The sequence below is a fragment of the Stenotrophomonas sp. AG209 genome, from assembly GCF_003550055.1.
Lineage (GTDB): Bacteria > Pseudomonadota > Gammaproteobacteria > Xanthomonadales > Xanthomonadaceae > Stenotrophomonas.
In genome coordinates this window covers 288,182-300,112 of record NZ_QXDB01000005.1, presented here as the reverse complement: position 1 = coordinate 300,112, position 11,931 = coordinate 288,182, and the positions used below count along the sequence as shown (strand labels likewise).

Annotated in this window: 23 protein-coding genes and 1 tRNA gene; 4 read left to right on the top strand and 20 right to left on the bottom strand. The window is 63.6% G+C overall.

The features are described 5' to 3' along the window. Position 1: 1 nt before the first annotated feature. From DFO63_RS22225 to DFO63_RS20485, 15 genes are all read right to left on the bottom strand, one after another. On the bottom strand, positions 2-193 hold the full coding sequence (locus tag DFO63_RS22225) for an HNH endonuclease (protein WP_220452930.1): 192 nt from the start codon (positions 191-193) through the stop codon (positions 2-4). 124 nt (positions 194-317) lie between these two features. Beyond that, positions 318-533 (bottom strand): hypothetical protein, encoded by a 216-nt coding sequence (locus DFO63_RS20555; RefSeq protein WP_119007720.1) that lies wholly within the window; start codon positions 531-533, stop codon positions 318-320. Then, entirely contained in the window at positions 533-733 is a 201-nt protein-coding gene (locus DFO63_RS20550) for a hypothetical protein (protein WP_119007719.1), read from the bottom strand. The genes DFO63_RS20555 and DFO63_RS20550 overlap by 1 nt, the downstream gene beginning before the upstream one ends. Beyond that, positions 720-1,097: a hypothetical protein gene (locus DFO63_RS20545; protein WP_147416494.1), complete on the bottom strand. Its 378-nt coding sequence runs from the start codon at positions 1,095-1,097 to the stop codon at positions 720-722. The genes DFO63_RS20550 and DFO63_RS20545 overlap by 14 nt, the downstream gene beginning before the upstream one ends. Further along, on the bottom strand, positions 1,094-1,396 hold the full coding sequence (locus DFO63_RS20540; protein ID WP_259337450.1) for a hypothetical protein: 303 nt from the start codon (positions 1,394-1,396) through the stop codon (positions 1,094-1,096). Before DFO63_RS20540 ends, DFO63_RS20545 begins: the two co-directional genes overlap by 4 nt. Further along, positions 1,372-1,806 carry a hypothetical protein gene (locus DFO63_RS20535; RefSeq protein WP_119007717.1) on the bottom strand — a complete coding sequence of 145 codons (435 nt, stop codon included), beginning with the start codon at positions 1,804-1,806 and terminating at the stop codon, positions 1,372-1,374. The genes DFO63_RS20540 and DFO63_RS20535 overlap by 25 nt, the downstream gene beginning before the upstream one ends. Further along, complete coding sequence (locus DFO63_RS20530) at positions 1,793-2,059, bottom strand: hypothetical protein (RefSeq protein ID WP_147416492.1); 267 nt, start codon at positions 2,057-2,059, stop codon at positions 1,793-1,795. Before DFO63_RS20530 ends, DFO63_RS20535 begins: the two co-directional genes overlap by 14 nt. A gap of 5 nt (positions 2,060-2,064) precedes the next feature. Continuing rightward, the gene (locus DFO63_RS20525; RefSeq protein WP_088470468.1) at positions 2,065-2,376 is read right to left on the bottom strand and encodes a hypothetical protein; all 312 of its coding nucleotides are present in this window, start codon (positions 2,374-2,376) and stop codon (positions 2,065-2,067) included. 2 nt (positions 2,377-2,378) lie between these two features. Continuing rightward, the gene (locus tag DFO63_RS20520) at positions 2,379-2,879 is read right to left on the bottom strand and encodes a hypothetical protein (protein ID WP_119007715.1); all 501 of its coding nucleotides are present in this window, start codon (positions 2,877-2,879) and stop codon (positions 2,379-2,381) included. 84 nt (positions 2,880-2,963) lie between these two features. Continuing rightward, positions 2,964-3,041: transfer RNA gene (locus DFO63_RS20515), tRNA-Met, on the bottom strand. A 79-nt stretch (positions 3,042-3,120) separates the two neighbouring features. Beyond that, positions 3,121-3,504: a GIY-YIG nuclease family protein gene (locus DFO63_RS20510; protein ID WP_119007714.1), complete on the bottom strand. Its 384-nt coding sequence runs from the start codon at positions 3,502-3,504 to the stop codon at positions 3,121-3,123. Continuing rightward, complete coding sequence (locus DFO63_RS20505; RefSeq protein WP_065197438.1) at positions 3,501-3,896, bottom strand: hypothetical protein; 396 nt, start codon at positions 3,894-3,896, stop codon at positions 3,501-3,503. The genes DFO63_RS20510 and DFO63_RS20505 overlap by 4 nt, the downstream gene beginning before the upstream one ends. 198 nt (positions 3,897-4,094) lie before the next feature. Beyond that, positions 4,095-4,463 (bottom strand): hypothetical protein, encoded by a 369-nt coding sequence (locus DFO63_RS20495; protein ID WP_119007712.1) that lies wholly within the window; start codon positions 4,461-4,463, stop codon positions 4,095-4,097. Continuing rightward, a complete protein-coding gene (locus DFO63_RS20490) occupies positions 4,460-4,930 on the bottom strand; it encodes a RusA family crossover junction endodeoxyribonuclease (protein WP_119007711.1) in 471 nt (156 codons plus the stop codon). Before DFO63_RS20490 ends, DFO63_RS20495 begins: the two co-directional genes overlap by 4 nt. Further along, positions 4,918-5,310, bottom strand: a complete 393-nt coding sequence (locus DFO63_RS20485) for a Ref family recombination enhancement nuclease (protein ID WP_119007710.1) — start codon at positions 5,308-5,310, stop codon at positions 4,918-4,920. Before DFO63_RS20485 ends, DFO63_RS20490 begins: the two co-directional genes overlap by 13 nt. 32 nt (positions 5,311-5,342) lie before the next feature. On the opposite strand from DFO63_RS20485, the gene DFO63_RS20480 reads away from it, so the two are divergent. Beyond that, complete coding sequence (locus DFO63_RS20480; protein WP_119007709.1) at positions 5,343-5,942, top strand: hypothetical protein; 600 nt, start codon at positions 5,343-5,345, stop codon at positions 5,940-5,942. Here the strand turns inward: DFO63_RS20480 and DFO63_RS20475 are convergent. The 4 genes from DFO63_RS20475 to DFO63_RS20460 form a co-directional block, all read right to left on the bottom strand. Continuing rightward, complete coding sequence (locus tag DFO63_RS20475; protein ID WP_119007708.1) at positions 5,936-6,475, bottom strand: hypothetical protein; 540 nt, start codon at positions 6,473-6,475, stop codon at positions 5,936-5,938. The two genes, DFO63_RS20480 and DFO63_RS20475, sit on opposite strands and share 7 nt — an antisense overlap. Then, positions 6,472-7,956 carry a replicative DNA helicase gene (gene dnaB, locus DFO63_RS20470; RefSeq protein WP_119007707.1) on the bottom strand — a complete coding sequence of 495 codons (1,485 nt, stop codon included), beginning with the start codon at positions 7,954-7,956 and terminating at the stop codon, positions 6,472-6,474. Before dnaB ends, DFO63_RS20475 begins: the two co-directional genes overlap by 4 nt. Beyond that, a complete protein-coding gene (locus DFO63_RS20465; RefSeq protein ID WP_119007706.1) occupies positions 7,953-8,888 on the bottom strand; it encodes a hypothetical protein in 936 nt (311 codons plus the stop codon). Before DFO63_RS20465 ends, dnaB begins: the two co-directional genes overlap by 4 nt. Positions 8,889-8,979: 91 nt before the next feature. Continuing rightward, complete coding sequence (locus DFO63_RS20460; RefSeq protein WP_119007705.1) at positions 8,980-9,429, bottom strand: phage regulatory CII family protein; 450 nt, start codon at positions 9,427-9,429, stop codon at positions 8,980-8,982. 318 nt (positions 9,430-9,747) lie between these two features. Here DFO63_RS20460 and DFO63_RS20455 point away from each other — a divergent pair, with 318 nt between their 5' ends. Next, on the top strand, positions 9,748-9,969 hold the full coding sequence (locus DFO63_RS20455) for a hypothetical protein (protein WP_119007704.1): 222 nt from the start codon (positions 9,748-9,750) through the stop codon (positions 9,967-9,969). A 17-nt stretch (positions 9,970-9,986) separates the two neighbouring features. On the opposite strand, the gene DFO63_RS20450 is transcribed toward DFO63_RS20455, so the two are convergent. Beyond that, positions 9,987-10,190 carry a helix-turn-helix transcriptional regulator gene (locus DFO63_RS20450; RefSeq protein ID WP_088470458.1) on the bottom strand — a complete coding sequence of 68 codons (204 nt, stop codon included), beginning with the start codon at positions 10,188-10,190 and terminating at the stop codon, positions 9,987-9,989. A gap of 92 nt (positions 10,191-10,282) precedes the next feature. On the opposite strand from DFO63_RS20450, the gene DFO63_RS20445 reads away from it, so the two are divergent. Together DFO63_RS20445 and DFO63_RS20440 are read left to right on the top strand one after the other, a co-directional pair. Then, positions 10,283-10,957, top strand: coding sequence for a S24 family peptidase (locus DFO63_RS20445; protein WP_119007703.1), 675 nt, complete (start codon positions 10,283-10,285; stop codon positions 10,955-10,957). Positions 10,958-10,986: 29 nt separating this feature from the next. Then, positions 10,987-11,907, top strand: a complete 921-nt coding sequence (locus DFO63_RS20440) for a zinc ribbon domain-containing protein (RefSeq protein WP_147416490.1) — start codon at positions 10,987-10,989, stop codon at positions 11,905-11,907. Positions 11,908-11,931 lie beyond the last annotated feature (24 nt).

The window sequence follows — 11,931 nt, the reverse complement described above, 5'->3', positions numbered from 1 at the left end:
TTCAACGTCGTGCCGCACCTCGCCTTGCCTCTGCCTGGGTCTTCACCCCATGGCATTCGGTGCAGATCGCCTGCAGGTTCGTCTCGTCGTCGCTGCCTCCATCGGCCACGTTGACGATGTGGTCCACCTCTGTGGCTTCGGTGATGCGCCCCTGCTGCTTGCAGGGCTGACACAGGTACTGGTCACGCTGCATGACTGCATCCCGCTTCCTACGCCAGGGCCTGCCACCCCTGCCCTTCCCATACGTGGGTACGACCGGCGTGGCCGGCTTCAGCCTGCTGGGTGCGCTGGCGATGCGCGGTGCCAATGTGGTGACCCTAGCCATCAGGGAACTCCACTTCGACCTTTCCGCGAAGGGTCCTGCTGATGGCTCGCTTCCCATGCTTGTGGATGCGCAGGGGCTTCTCGTAGAAGCGCACGATGCCCTTGCGCGTATCGGCATAGAACACCTGCTCTACAACCGTTCCGTTCACTACCACCTTGCGCCGGCCACGGCCGTCATCACGGGTGTGAATGTGTGCTGGTGTGGTCATCAGCCGAGGCTCTGCGACTGGTCGCGCTCGCCGGGCACCAGCTCACCGTCCAGGCTGCGGGCTGGCTCGTCTTGCTCTTCCTCGCCCTCAGCGGCCAGCGCGGCCAACAATGCATCAACCTTCCCTTCTAGCCTGGCGGTGGCCTGGCGCTGCTCTTCCTGCTGCAGCTCGATCCGGCGCAGCCGATCAGACAGGCTCATCGGTCTGCCCCTCGCTCGGCCCCATGCCTTGGATCTTGAAGTTGCCGTCCTTCCTCAGCGTCCACGACGTGTCAGGACCACGGCCATGGAGCACGCCACCTGGGCGGGACTCACGTTCAGCCCAAGCGGCGGCCGCCTTTTCGATCTTCTCAGCAAACGCCAGATCCAAAGACGCCTGAGCATCTGCGCATCCAAACGGCTGAGAGACTGGCTTCCCCTGCGCATCGGTGTCCACCACGGCAAAGCGCTCTGCCGTCAGGGTCAGGCGGTTCGGCAGTTCCTGACCGAGAGAGGCTTCCGCCGCCGTCGGCTTCAGCAGCCAATTGCGCAGCCACACACGCGGGTTGAATCGGTCGACGTTCACGGTTTCACCTGCTTCTGGTCGCCGGCCGGGGCCAGCTTCTCGATGGCGCTCATCCTGCTATCGCAGTCCTCCAGAGTCAGGAGGTTGGCGTTGTATGCAGCGACGACGGCTTCCACGGTGCGGGAGGTGGCCCGCTTCGCCGGGCAGCGGGCGGTCAGCGCCGCCGGCACTGCCACCGTGCGCTCGACCGGGACATACACCACCTTGGGAATCTCAGGCTTCTGGGCCTTGCTGCAGCTGCCGAACCCACACATCGGCAGGGCCGCCGCCAGGATCACAGCAACGGAATGGCGTCGCATAGGTTCTGCTCCAACTGCTGCCGGCACCCCGGCTGGGTCTTGGCCGCCTGCAGGGCCTGCTCGGCCTGGTTGGCGCGGCGCTGGCTCTGAGCTGCTGCCGCTTCAGCCCGACGCGCAGCCTCGTTCGCTGCCGCCTTCTGACGGGCCGACTCGTCGATGGCCGCTTGGGTCTGCCGGTTCACCTCCTGCAGCAGCTGGCCGCAGGCGTTGGCGGCGCGCAGGTTCTCGTCTGCATCGGCCTGGGCCTTATCGCGCTGCTTCTCGGCGGCGGCGATCAGTGTCTGGTCCTTCTTCGCCCGGTAGTCCGACCCGAGCCGGGCGCCCATCAGCAGGACAGCGGCGACTGCCGCAATCCACAGCCCCACGCGGATCAGGCCAACGTAAGGCCGCAGCGGGTCAGGGATCAGCATCGCCGCTGCTCAGCTTGGGCTGCACGAAGATGCGGGTCACCGCAGCCAGGAACGATGTCAGGCCAGCAGATGCCAGTGCGCTGTAGGCCACGGCCTGCTTGAACCCGTCGTGCACCACCGGCAGCCAGTCGGCGGGCAGCAGCACATACGCGCCGATGATGCCAAGCGCGGTTGCGCTGATGATGCCGGCCAGCAGCGACAGGCGCACCGACCAGAACCGCCAGAAGTGGCGCCGGTCGCTTGTGAGTTTCACGTTCTTCACTTCAGCCCCCTGAGCTGCTTCAGCTCCTTGATGTCCTGCTTGTTCTGCTCGACCTGCACGGCCTGCTTGGCCAGTTCGAGCTTCAGCGCTGGGACGTCGGCCAGCTGGGTGTTGAAGGTCTGCAGCTGCTGCTGCACCGTGGCCATCTGCTGGTTCGTCACCTGCTGCTGGGTCAGAACCGCCTGCATGGAGCTGATCAGCCAGTACCCGCCGGCGACGATGAATCCGGCGAAAGCGGTCACGAACCACTTTTCCACCGGGCCGAGGGAAACGCGGGTGCGGCCGTCCTGGCTCGGCTGGACTTCCATCGTCACGCCCTCACCGCCTCAACCGCGGCGCGGTAGTTCCTCGGCCAACGGTCGATGTGCGGCTTGCCGGGGCGCCAGGCGTCCAGGTACTGCGCCCAAGCCACCGAGACGTTGCCGATCGGCGGCAGGCGCTTGGGCAGCGTGAACAGCAGCAGGCGGGCGAACCCAGCGGCCAGGATGTCGTCCTGTTCCAGCTGGGCATACACGCCGGCCGGCGTCGCGGTGACCCCGCGCGCGCCGCAGAGAAGCGCGGCCGCTGCCCGGGTCGACGGGTGGTTCAGTACCCCGCGCACGCCGCCGCCCTGTTCGAACTGCCACAGGCCACGGGCCGGACCCTTCACCTGTCGGCGGTTGGCCAGGCCGGATTCCTGCCCGGAGATGGCCAGCAGCATCACCCGCGCCTCGGGCGAGTCGTAGCGGGCGGCTCCCAGCAGTGCCAGGGCCGGAACAACCACGTGTTGCAGGCACTGCGCCGCGGTCATCGGCAGCCGTAGCTGTGACATGGGTGGATCTCCGGCGATAGGGTGCCAGTCACCGCAGCCCGGCAGGCTCGGCGAATGGGTCCGGTGAGGGTGGACGGGCGTAGATGGTTGCGGGGCCCGGATTCGAACCGGGGACTTCCGGGTTATGAGCCCGGCGGCTTAGACCACTGGCCCACGCCCGCAGGAAAAGTAGTCCCGGAAACGCAGAAGCCCCGGCGCTGGCCAGGGCTTCAGGGGGGACTTCTCGAATGGTGCCAAGTTTCTAGGCCACATTGTCTAGACGCAATACCTTGCACAACGACCGGATCGCATCGAGGCTCATGTGCTTCCACCGGGTCTCGCTCACGCCGAAGTGCTTCACGACCAAGGCCGTTGCATCCTTCATCGCCTGCTTGTGGAGAGGGTCAGACAGGTTCATGCGGAACCACTCACCCTGCGTGTGATAGGCGCGAAGCTGGTCATGGAACATGGCCTCAGCTGACCGAGCTCCACGGGGCAGGTCTAGGTAGGCCACATCGGTGATCGGCATCGGGCAGCCGGTTTGCACGGCGCTGACCCGCGCAGCCAGATCGGTGGTCACCCCGATCTTGCAGAAGCTTTCACCACAGCAAGCGTCGGCGATCATCATGTATACGCGCATCTTCATGCAGCGTTCTCCTTCGAAAGTTGACCCATCACGAATGCCTTTGCGATGGCGAGATAGTCGTAGTAGGTCGGCCGCTTAATATCGATCCCCGCGCGCCGCAGGTTCTGCAGCTTCAGTTCCAGTGGCGCCGACTTCAGGAAGTACTCGCATCGCAGCGTCCGACCGGGCCGGATGTAGCCATACGCCTCCATGGCAAGCACTGCGGATTGGACTTCGTCCCCAGGCGTGTTGATGAGAATGCCGCGGTAGCCACCGGTACCCGGCACGAACCCCTGATGCTCAATCAGGGACTGCAGGAGGTTCCGACTGGAGTAGCCGATATGCTCGTACCGGCCACCGCCATACTCTTCCGCCCACTGGATCAGGCGCGCCTCGAGCTGCTTCTTATCCATCGCGCATCCTCTTCAACACGTTCTCATCGAAGCGAAACACCGGCAACAGGCCATCGGTGTCGCAGCTGCCCTGCCGGTCCGGCCGGCGCTGGCAGTGCGCCGGGCTGCTCCCGCGCTCGCGCATGGTGCAGACCGAGCAGACGCCATGCCGGCGCAGGTAGGCGTTGTATCGCTTCCGGGTGCGGGCCTCTGGCGTGGTCAAAACCCTTCCTCCCGCCGAATCCGATCCGCCATATCCCGGATCTTCCAGTCAGAAGCGCCGCTCGGAATCGTCACCATCTTCTGGCAGCAATTGCATTTGACCTTTGTACGGCCTTCCAGAAGGCGGACGTGGGCCGAAAGCATCGACCAGCGCTGAATGAGACTGCTGTCCTCGCGCGCCAGCTGTGCCAAGGCCCAGATCGGGCTCAGCTTCTCTCCGCAGTCCCGACAAGTAACCTCGGATGCACGCTCGTCTACCAAGAAATGGACGTGCTGGCAGCCGCCATAGCGGTTGACGATGGTCAGCTCGCCGGTGCAAGCGTGCTTCGGCTTAACCGGTAGCAGTACTACATTGTCATCGCTCATGCCGCCACCTCGCCGAACAGGGACGGCGCTGCAGCCAGGTACTCGATGGCCACCTCCAGCCGCGCGCCCTTCTCGTCCGGCTCCATGCGTTCCAGCAGGGTCCGCCGGATCTGCTTGTCGTCCACCCAGGCGATGCCGTTTAGGGCATCGGAGAGCACCTTTTCGCAGTTGCCGAGGTCGATGCACTGCACGGTGTCGTCCCAGGTGTGCGGGTCCTTCCGTGCGCGCTTCGCCCAGTCCTGCGGCCGGTGCGGGAACAGCTTGATGTGCAGCACCACGCGGCCGGTCGCCGGGGTGCGGATGCCGGCCGCCCTGGCCAGGTGCCCGACGGCGGCCTTGTAGGCCTTCGCTTCCTCGGTCACGTAGGTGATTGCCAACGGCTTCGGCTTCTTCGGAATGACGCGAACGGCCCAGTAGCGGTTCGCGCTGATCGGGTACGGGAGGGTCAGACGGGTCAGGCTGCCCATGAGCGGCGCTCCTTCAGGTGTTTTTCGATCAGGGTGTTCTGCAGATCCAGCAGGTAGTCGTCGCTGCCGATCTCCTGGCGGAACTTGCGGGGTTGGCGGGCATAGGAGGGGCCAAACAGCTCCTCGCAGCGGGCGGCCGACCAGCCGCAGAAAGGCTCGCCACGGTGGGACCATGGGTTCAGGCCGATGGTGAAGTCGTGGCCGCGGCGCTTGGCGCCATGCTTGCCGCCGACCGTCAGGTGATGCACCTCGGCGGGGATGGGCCTATCGCCCAGGTCGATGCCTAAGCCATGGGCTACGATGCAGCCGATTTCGCTGATCGCATCCATCCGCTGCTGCTGGGCCACGGTCGGCTTGCCGGTAGAGCGGCCTCGCTTCATGCTGCACTCCTTGCCCAGGCCAAGGACCGACCATGATCGACGTTAATGTGGCTGAGACTATCTATTGCTCTCCACTCAACCTGTTCTGCCATCCACTCGATTGGTGGTCCTCTGCGGCCAGCTGGGCGCAAGCAATCCTCACTGTCGCTACCTTCCTTGGCACCGTTATCTACCAGGCCAAGCAGACTTCCGCCCGAGACTTGGCAGAACGGAATCGCGAAAGCCGAGAGACAATCGTCAGACGCCGCCGGGAGATGGCGCTCGCCAGAGTCATCGCCGCCCGCGAACTCCGACGCTGGCGTCGCGCAGTTCGATCGCTCGCAAGCCAGAAATTCGAGGACGAAGAGAAGGAAGTCGCGTGTGCGCGACAGACACTCGAACAGATCCGCTGGGAGGGAACGTCGGATGAATTGGTGATGCTTGGCGAGGTAGCCGAAATTCTGGTGGATCTGATAGCCACCGCCGACGAGATCTCCGACAGCCTCGCCCATCCGTCGTTCCAACCTCAGCCCCTTGGGCCAAATGTGACTATCCAGGAGCTGCGAGAGCTCTGGAAGCGGCTGGAGACTGGTATCACCCGCGCACTGGAGTCGATGGAAAAGACGCATAATCGCCTTGCTGAGCATCAGTGAGCCCTCCGATTCTGGCCAGCCATTTCCCAGAACTCCGCACGCACGTCGTCGAGCATCACGTGGGTGTAGTGTCGGCCGATGTGCTCAGTGATCCCATCGAACAGGACCTGGAATCGGTCCTGTTCCATTTCGTCGAAGGACAGGCTCTCGGCCTGCTTGACCATCAGGCGGCCGACGCCGGAGACGTCGATCTCTATTTCCTCGCAGCAGATGCCGGACTCGCGCTGTAGACGCTTCACAGCGTCGTGGCTGCCGAACTGCTCCCAGCCTTCCACGTTGTCGACCATCAGCTGGCCGATCTTGTGCACCAGACGATGCTGCCAGCCTTCCCGAGGCTGCTTCAGTTCAGCCCGGACCTCGCGGCCTACCTTGAACTTCCGCTCGCGCATCAGGCGCTGGTCGACGTCATGAGCCGGCACAAGTGCGCCCACCAGCTCACCGGTGGCCGGATCGATCAACTTGGTCACGACCATGTAGATCGGACGGCGCGCTCGCTTGGCGCGGATCTTCTTCGCGGCTGCTGTCGTGGTCATGCGCGATCTCCTGCAGCGCGGTCCTTGCCGCTCCTGCGGTGGCCTGCCGGCGCGTCGAACCCACCGTCATCGTCGCCAGCGCTATCCCGCACCAAGGTCTTCAGGGTGTAGTTCGGCTTCTCGCCGTGGTAGTTCTCGAAACGGCTACATTCCAGGTGGTGGCGCAGGTATGCGGTACCGGTCTCGCCCTGGCGGTTCTTGGCCAGGATGAACTCCGAGATCCCGGGAGCACCGCAGACGTCCTTCGTGTAGTAGTCGTCGCGGTAGATGAAGGCGATCACGTCCGCGTCCTGCTCAATGCCGCCTGACTCGCGCAGGTCGGCCATCACCGGACGCTTGTCGGTACGCGTTTCCAGCGAGCGGTTGAGCTGCGACAGTGCGATCACCGGGCAGCCCAGGGTCTTGGCCAGCTTCTTCAGCGTGCGCGAGATGTAGGAGACTTCCTCGGTCCGGTTGCCGGCCTTGGCCGGGCCCGACAGCAACTGCAGGTAGTCGACCGCGACGACGCCCAGCCCGCCCTTTACCTTGGCGTGCATGCGGGACGCGCGCGCGACCAGCGAATCGACCGGCAGCGAGCCGCAATCATCGATCGCCAGCGGCAGGCCGTGCAGGAAATTGCGGGCGATGCTCAGCTTGTGCCAGTCGTCGTCGGTCAGCTCGCCCTTGACGCGCATGCGCGACAGCGGCACGCCCGAATGCATACTCATCAGCCGCGCGAGCAGCTGCCTGCGCGCCATCTCCAGGCTGAACACCGCAGCGTGCTTGCCCTGTGCCGCGACGCTGTAGACCCACTCGAGCATGTTGGCCGTCTTACCCATCGACGGCCGAGCCGCGAGGATCATCAGGTCGGTGGGTTCCAGTCCGGGCAGTTTCCTGGCCACGTTCTGCCACGGCGGCACCAGGCCGAGGTCAGCGGTTCCGTCGTAGCGCGCCTCCATTTCCTCCCACATGCCCTGCAGGTCGCTGCGCACCATCACCAGGCCACCGTTCCCGCCCGACTGCACGCTGAGGTTGGCGAACTTGGCGGTGGCGCTGGCCACCAGGGCATCGGCGTCCTCGTCGGCAGTGCCGTAGGCATCGTTGGTGATCTCGGTCGCACGCTCGATCACGCCCCGCAGCAGCGCCTTGTTGCGCACGACCTCGGCATAGCCGCGGATGTTGGCCGCTGACGGCGTGGTGCTGGCCAGCTCGACCAAGTACGCACCGTCGCCAACCAGCTCCAGCTGCCGCTGGTTCTCGAACCAGTTGATCAGCAGCACCGTGTCGAATGGCTGTTCCCGGTCGGCCAGATCGCAGATGGCGTGCCAGATCAGCTGGTGATCCCGGCGATAGAAGTCCCGTTCGGTCAGCAAGTCGCGGACCTCGCGCAGCGCTTCCGGCGCCAGCATCAAGCCGCCCAGGACGGACTGCTCAGCGTCGATCGAGTGCGGCGGCACCGGCAAATGGCCGTAGTCGTCGCGGTAGGCAGGCTGAGCACTCATGCGGCCTGCTCCTGATCCTGCTCCCGGGCCCGCTCGGCATCGCGCTCACGGGCCAGCTGCACGCCGGCCGTTGTCAGCTCGCAGGGTCCGGTCGCCGGGAACCACCAGAGCTTGAACCAGTTGCGGCGAACGGCGTCGCGGAAATGGGCCCGCCAGTCCTTCTGCATCCGGCCGCTGTCGCGATGCCGAGCGGCGAACTCGCGCCACGCCAGGTGCAGGAAGTCCCTCGGGATCCCGGTGTCCGTGGCGAACGTGAAGATCGGGTCGGTCCGCGGGATGGCCGACTCGCCCGCCTCCTGGCACAGGTCGAGGAACGCGGCGAAGGTGATCTTCTCCCGCTTCCGTCGTCCGGGCTTTGCCCCCTCGGCGTCAGCCGGGGGGGTATGGGGGGGCTTTTCTTCTTTTGGAGACGGAGACGGAGACGGAGACGGAGCATTGCTAGAAGCTGCTAGGCGCATTGCTGCATCGCTGCTCCCAGCAGTGCTACCAGCATCATTTTTATTGCTACTAGCATCCGAACCGGAGTTTGCAGCACGAATCCGTGCGTACTCTGGAACCTGCCGGTCAGCCTCAGATTCGCCGTGGTGACGCTTCACCGCGTTCCATTTCGCTTTCAGTGAACGCAGGTCCGACCCTGCCGACCACGGTTGGTGATCAGCCCAGTCGTGCAACTGGTAGGCCCCTTCCACACCATCCAGGAAACCAACGGACGCCAGTTCACGGACGAACGCATCGTTCTCGCCGGTCCAATCAGCGGCCAGCTCAATGTCCTCGGCTGACATCCCGGACAGGTCGCCATCGGGCCGGTTGGCACGGGCCCAGAGGATCAGGCACACCAGCGACCAGCCCGCCGAGGCGTCCAGACGGCGGATCAGCTTCTTCGTCTTAGGGTGGCCAGGAAGGCCGACGCTCAGGCGCGCATCGGTGCTCATCACGCACCCCGCAGGAGTTGCAGGCAACCAGCGATGTGCCAGCGCTGCTGGACCAGCCAGATGGCCCTGGCGAGCGGATCGGTCAGGCGCTTCATGCCACTACCCCACGCTGGCCGGTCACAGCCCGCAGGCGCGCCAGCAGGTTGATCATGGCCTCCACCTGCGCAGTGCCGGCGCTGCTGATGGCCTTCATCTCGTTCTCGCTGATCAGGCCGTCAGACAGCGCCTCCTGCAGCGCCTGCGCGAACGCGCCTTGCTTGGCAGCGTTCTCCAGCATCGCGCCCATAACCGACGCCATGCCGTCCGCCTGCATCTTCTGGAGGGTGTAGCCGTGCTCAGCGGCCATCGCATGCAGGATGCGGTCGTCACCGGTCACGCCCATGATCTCGCTGGCTTCGGCCAGGGTCAGGTGATGCGTGTTGTTGTTCGGGTTTACCTTGTTGCGCAGCACCGCGGCGGACATGCCGATGCGGACGGCTAGCGCTTCACTACCACCGGGGTAGTCCTTCACGGTCTTGTGTGCGGCGTCTGTGATGTTCATGGGCGGTCTCGGTGAACGTGGTTTGCGTTACGACGCCGGCGCAAGATGCGCGGCATGGAGAAGCGAGCGAAAAAGGAAGCAAGGCTGCTGTGGGCACCGAATGTGGTCAGGCTGGTGCACATGGCGGGGAGGTCGTACGCGATCAGGAGGGTCAAAGGCCGGGATGTGGTGCGATGCCTGCGCCAGCACCGCCGAACGCCAGGGACGGCGCTGGGGGCGGTGCTCCCCTTCCCTGCTAAGAGGGCCGTCCGTTGACGCCTCCCCTGCTCTCGGTACGGTCGAGGTGCAACACCCACCCAACCGATCAAGGAACTACCCATGTACGAGATCAAGAAGCTGGAACTGCGCCTGCGGCATACCGAGGCGCGGACCGAAGCCCTAGAGGAAATGCTGGTGATCGTGAGCAAGGGACTCATCCCCGGATCCCCCGCAGCCGCCGCGGTCCAGGCGCACCTGCGAGACGCAGCTGCATACGCAGGCCCGTCCGTAGCGAAGAAGGAACTGGCCTCCCTCGCCCGAGCCGTGGGCAACCTGCAGTAGCTACTCCGACGGCCATCTCAGGCTGCGGCCCCGGCGGGTTTAGCGCCGGTTGCATAGAGGTGATGGAGCTGGACGGCAGCCATGCCGCCCGGCTCTTTAGTCCTGCCCTGTTTGATGTCGCTCACGGTCTGAGGCGATTTGCCGATGGCACGGCCAATTTCGGTCAGGGACCAGCCGCGCTGTTCGAGCGCCTTGATTCGGTCTGCCCAGGTGATTTCCATGTGCGCGTTCCTGTTGGGTCGCCCAAGACTATGGGATGCCATAGCTTCATGTCAACGGCATCCCATAATGGGTTTCCGTAATGCTCGCAGCCATGAACACGATTGGTGAACGAATTAAGGAAGCTCGCCGGATACGTGGCCTGTCTCGGCCTCAGTTGGCTGAGGCAGCCAAGATCAAGTACCCGACGCTTGCCGGCATTGAGAACAACGACCAGGCGGGTACGACCCAGCTACCTCAGATTGCAGAGGCCCTCAGGGTGTCCGCCAAGTGGCTTCAGACCGGAAAGGGGGCGATGGAGCTCGCCGAAGTTGGACCTGATGACTCTGACTACACTGACGTCACCGGTTACTCCCAGGCGGTGGGACTGGGTGCGGCAGGTGCCGAAGCTGAAGAGTATGCGGAGACCCACAGCCTCAAGTTCAAGAAGACCAGCCTAAGGCGCAGGGGCATCTATGGACGCAATCTGGCTGTCTACTACGGCAAAGGCGACTCGATGGAACCGACCATCGAGGACGGAGACGCGATCTTGTTTGACACCTCAGATACAAGGGTGGTGGACGGAGCGCTCTACCTTGTCCAGGTTCACGGCGCCGCCAACCCTGAGTACTACGTCAAGCGCGCTATGGTGCTGGAAGCAGGTGTTTACTTTGCGAGCGACAACCCTAGAGGCGACCATAACTGGCAAAAGCCGAGGCCGATGGATTCAAAGAGGGAGCCAATCACCGTAGTTGGTCGTGTTCATTGGATAGGTGGTTGGGCTGACTGAACCCTTGTTTATTACTTAAGGAAGACTTTATGGCACTGGTCGTTTGCCGAGAGTGCGGTGGAAAGGTTAGCGATGCCGCACCCGCTTGCCCTCATTGCGGGTTCCCGCAGACTTCACTTGATTCCCCATCCATCCCCAGCTACCAATCGCCAGCAGAAGTGAAGAGCAAATCGGTCCGCAGCGGCTGCTTAGCAGCTGTTGTTGTAGTCGTTGGCCTTGTAATTGTGCTGCTGGTGCTATCTAACCTGCCAAGAGGCCACGGAGGTAAGGCAAGCACCGATGGAGATTCAACGGGCCGCGCACTGAAGAGCGAGCAGGAGAACCTGCTCCGAGACGTGAAAGACCCATCGATACCTCTCGCCACTAGGGCGGTCCGTGCGGAATACTTGATCGAAAAGTACCCTGCCACTGCGGAGGCAGCGGAGGCTAAGCAGCTCATTGAGCAGATACGGGCTCAGCAGGAAGCGGCTAACCAAGAAGCACCCAAGCTTGCCGCTGAAAGCATTGGAAAGCAGTGGTCGTATTCGACCTTCAAGGACGATATGACGAGCAAGACTGGATACTCTGCATCGGTTACCAGCACGAACAGCTTTGAGTTTGAGTTCCCCTACCAAGGGAAGCAGCATGCACGGTTGACGTTGAGGAAACATCCTCGCTGGGGCAACGACATCCTGTTCTCGATAGAGAAGGGCCAGATCCTTTGTCACTCCTATGGCGATTGCTCCGTTCGCGTGAGATTCGACGAAGGCCCTGCCATGACGCTGACCGGAACTGATCCTTCCGACAACAGCACAGAGACCGTCTTCATCCCAGGTTTCCAAAGGTTCTCATCGCAGTTGGCTAAGGCAAAGACGGTAAGGATCGAGGTGAACGTCTTCCACCAAGGCGCACTTACGGCGACCTTCGACGTATCGGGATTCGACCCGAAGCGGCTCAGTTCCGCCCAGTAGCGCTGAAGCAAGATATCCGACAGC

What these genes read in the sequence shown, in the direction of transcription:
- DFO63_RS20485 (WP_119007710.1), bottom strand. Translation starts at nt 5,310, where the DNA reads ATGAAGCGAGGCCGCTCTACCGGCAAGCCGACCGTGGCCCAGCAGCAG.
- DFO63_RS22225 (WP_220452930.1), bottom strand. Translation starts at nt 193, where the DNA reads ATGCAGCGTGACCAGTACCTGTGTCAGCCCTGCAAGCAGCAGGGGCGC.
- dnaB (WP_119007707.1), bottom strand. Translation starts at nt 7,956, where the DNA reads ATGAGTGCTCAGCCTGCCTACCGCGACGACTACGGCCATTTGCCGGTG.
- DFO63_RS20535 (WP_119007717.1), bottom strand. Translation starts at nt 1,806, where the DNA reads ATGCTGATCCCTGACCCGCTGCGGCCTTACGTTGGCCTGATCCGCGTG.
- DFO63_RS20440 (WP_147416490.1), top strand. Translation starts at nt 10,987, where the DNA reads ATGGCACTGGTCGTTTGCCGAGAGTGCGGTGGAAAGGTTAGCGATGCC.
- DFO63_RS20550 (WP_119007719.1), bottom strand. Translation starts at nt 733, where the DNA reads ATGAGCCTGTCTGATCGGCTGCGCCGGATCGAGCTGCAGCAGGAAGAG.
- DFO63_RS20510 (WP_119007714.1), bottom strand. Translation starts at nt 3,504, where the DNA reads ATGAAGATGCGCGTATACATGATGATCGCCGACGCTTGCTGTGGTGAA.
- DFO63_RS20480 (WP_119007709.1), top strand. Translation starts at nt 5,343, where the DNA reads ATGATCGACGTTAATGTGGCTGAGACTATCTATTGCTCTCCACTCAAC.
- DFO63_RS20490 (WP_119007711.1), bottom strand. Translation starts at nt 4,930, where the DNA reads ATGGGCAGCCTGACCCGTCTGACCCTCCCGTACCCGATCAGCGCGAAC.
- DFO63_RS20460 (WP_119007705.1), bottom strand. Translation starts at nt 9,429, where the DNA reads ATGAACATCACAGACGCCGCACACAAGACCGTGAAGGACTACCCCGGT.
- DFO63_RS20555 (WP_119007720.1), bottom strand. Translation starts at nt 533, where the DNA reads ATGACCACACCAGCACACATTCACACCCGTGATGACGGCCGTGGCCGG.
- DFO63_RS20520 (WP_119007715.1), bottom strand. Translation starts at nt 2,879, where the DNA reads ATGTCACAGCTACGGCTGCCGATGACCGCGGCGCAGTGCCTGCAACAC.
- DFO63_RS20445 (WP_119007703.1), top strand. Translation starts at nt 10,283, where the DNA reads ATGAACACGATTGGTGAACGAATTAAGGAAGCTCGCCGGATACGTGGC.
- DFO63_RS20525 (WP_088470468.1), bottom strand. Translation starts at nt 2,376, where the DNA reads ATGGAAGTCCAGCCGAGCCAGGACGGCCGCACCCGCGTTTCCCTCGGC.
- DFO63_RS20505 (WP_065197438.1), bottom strand. Translation starts at nt 3,896, where the DNA reads ATGGATAAGAAGCAGCTCGAGGCGCGCCTGATCCAGTGGGCGGAAGAG.
- DFO63_RS20475 (WP_119007708.1), bottom strand. Translation starts at nt 6,475, where the DNA reads ATGACCACGACAGCAGCCGCGAAGAAGATCCGCGCCAAGCGAGCGCGC.
- DFO63_RS20455 (WP_119007704.1), top strand. Translation starts at nt 9,748, where the DNA reads ATGTACGAGATCAAGAAGCTGGAACTGCGCCTGCGGCATACCGAGGCG.
- DFO63_RS20450 (WP_088470458.1), bottom strand. Translation starts at nt 10,190, where the DNA reads ATGGAAATCACCTGGGCAGACCGAATCAAGGCGCTCGAACAGCGCGGC.
- DFO63_RS20465 (WP_119007706.1), bottom strand. Translation starts at nt 8,888, where the DNA reads ATGAGCACCGATGCGCGCCTGAGCGTCGGCCTTCCTGGCCACCCTAAG.
- DFO63_RS20540 (WP_259337450.1), bottom strand. Translation starts at nt 1,396, where the DNA reads ATGCGACGCCATTCCGTTGCTGTGATCCTGGCGGCGGCCCTGCCGATG.
- DFO63_RS20495 (WP_119007712.1), bottom strand. Translation starts at nt 4,463, where the DNA reads ATGAGCGATGACAATGTAGTACTGCTACCGGTTAAGCCGAAGCACGCT.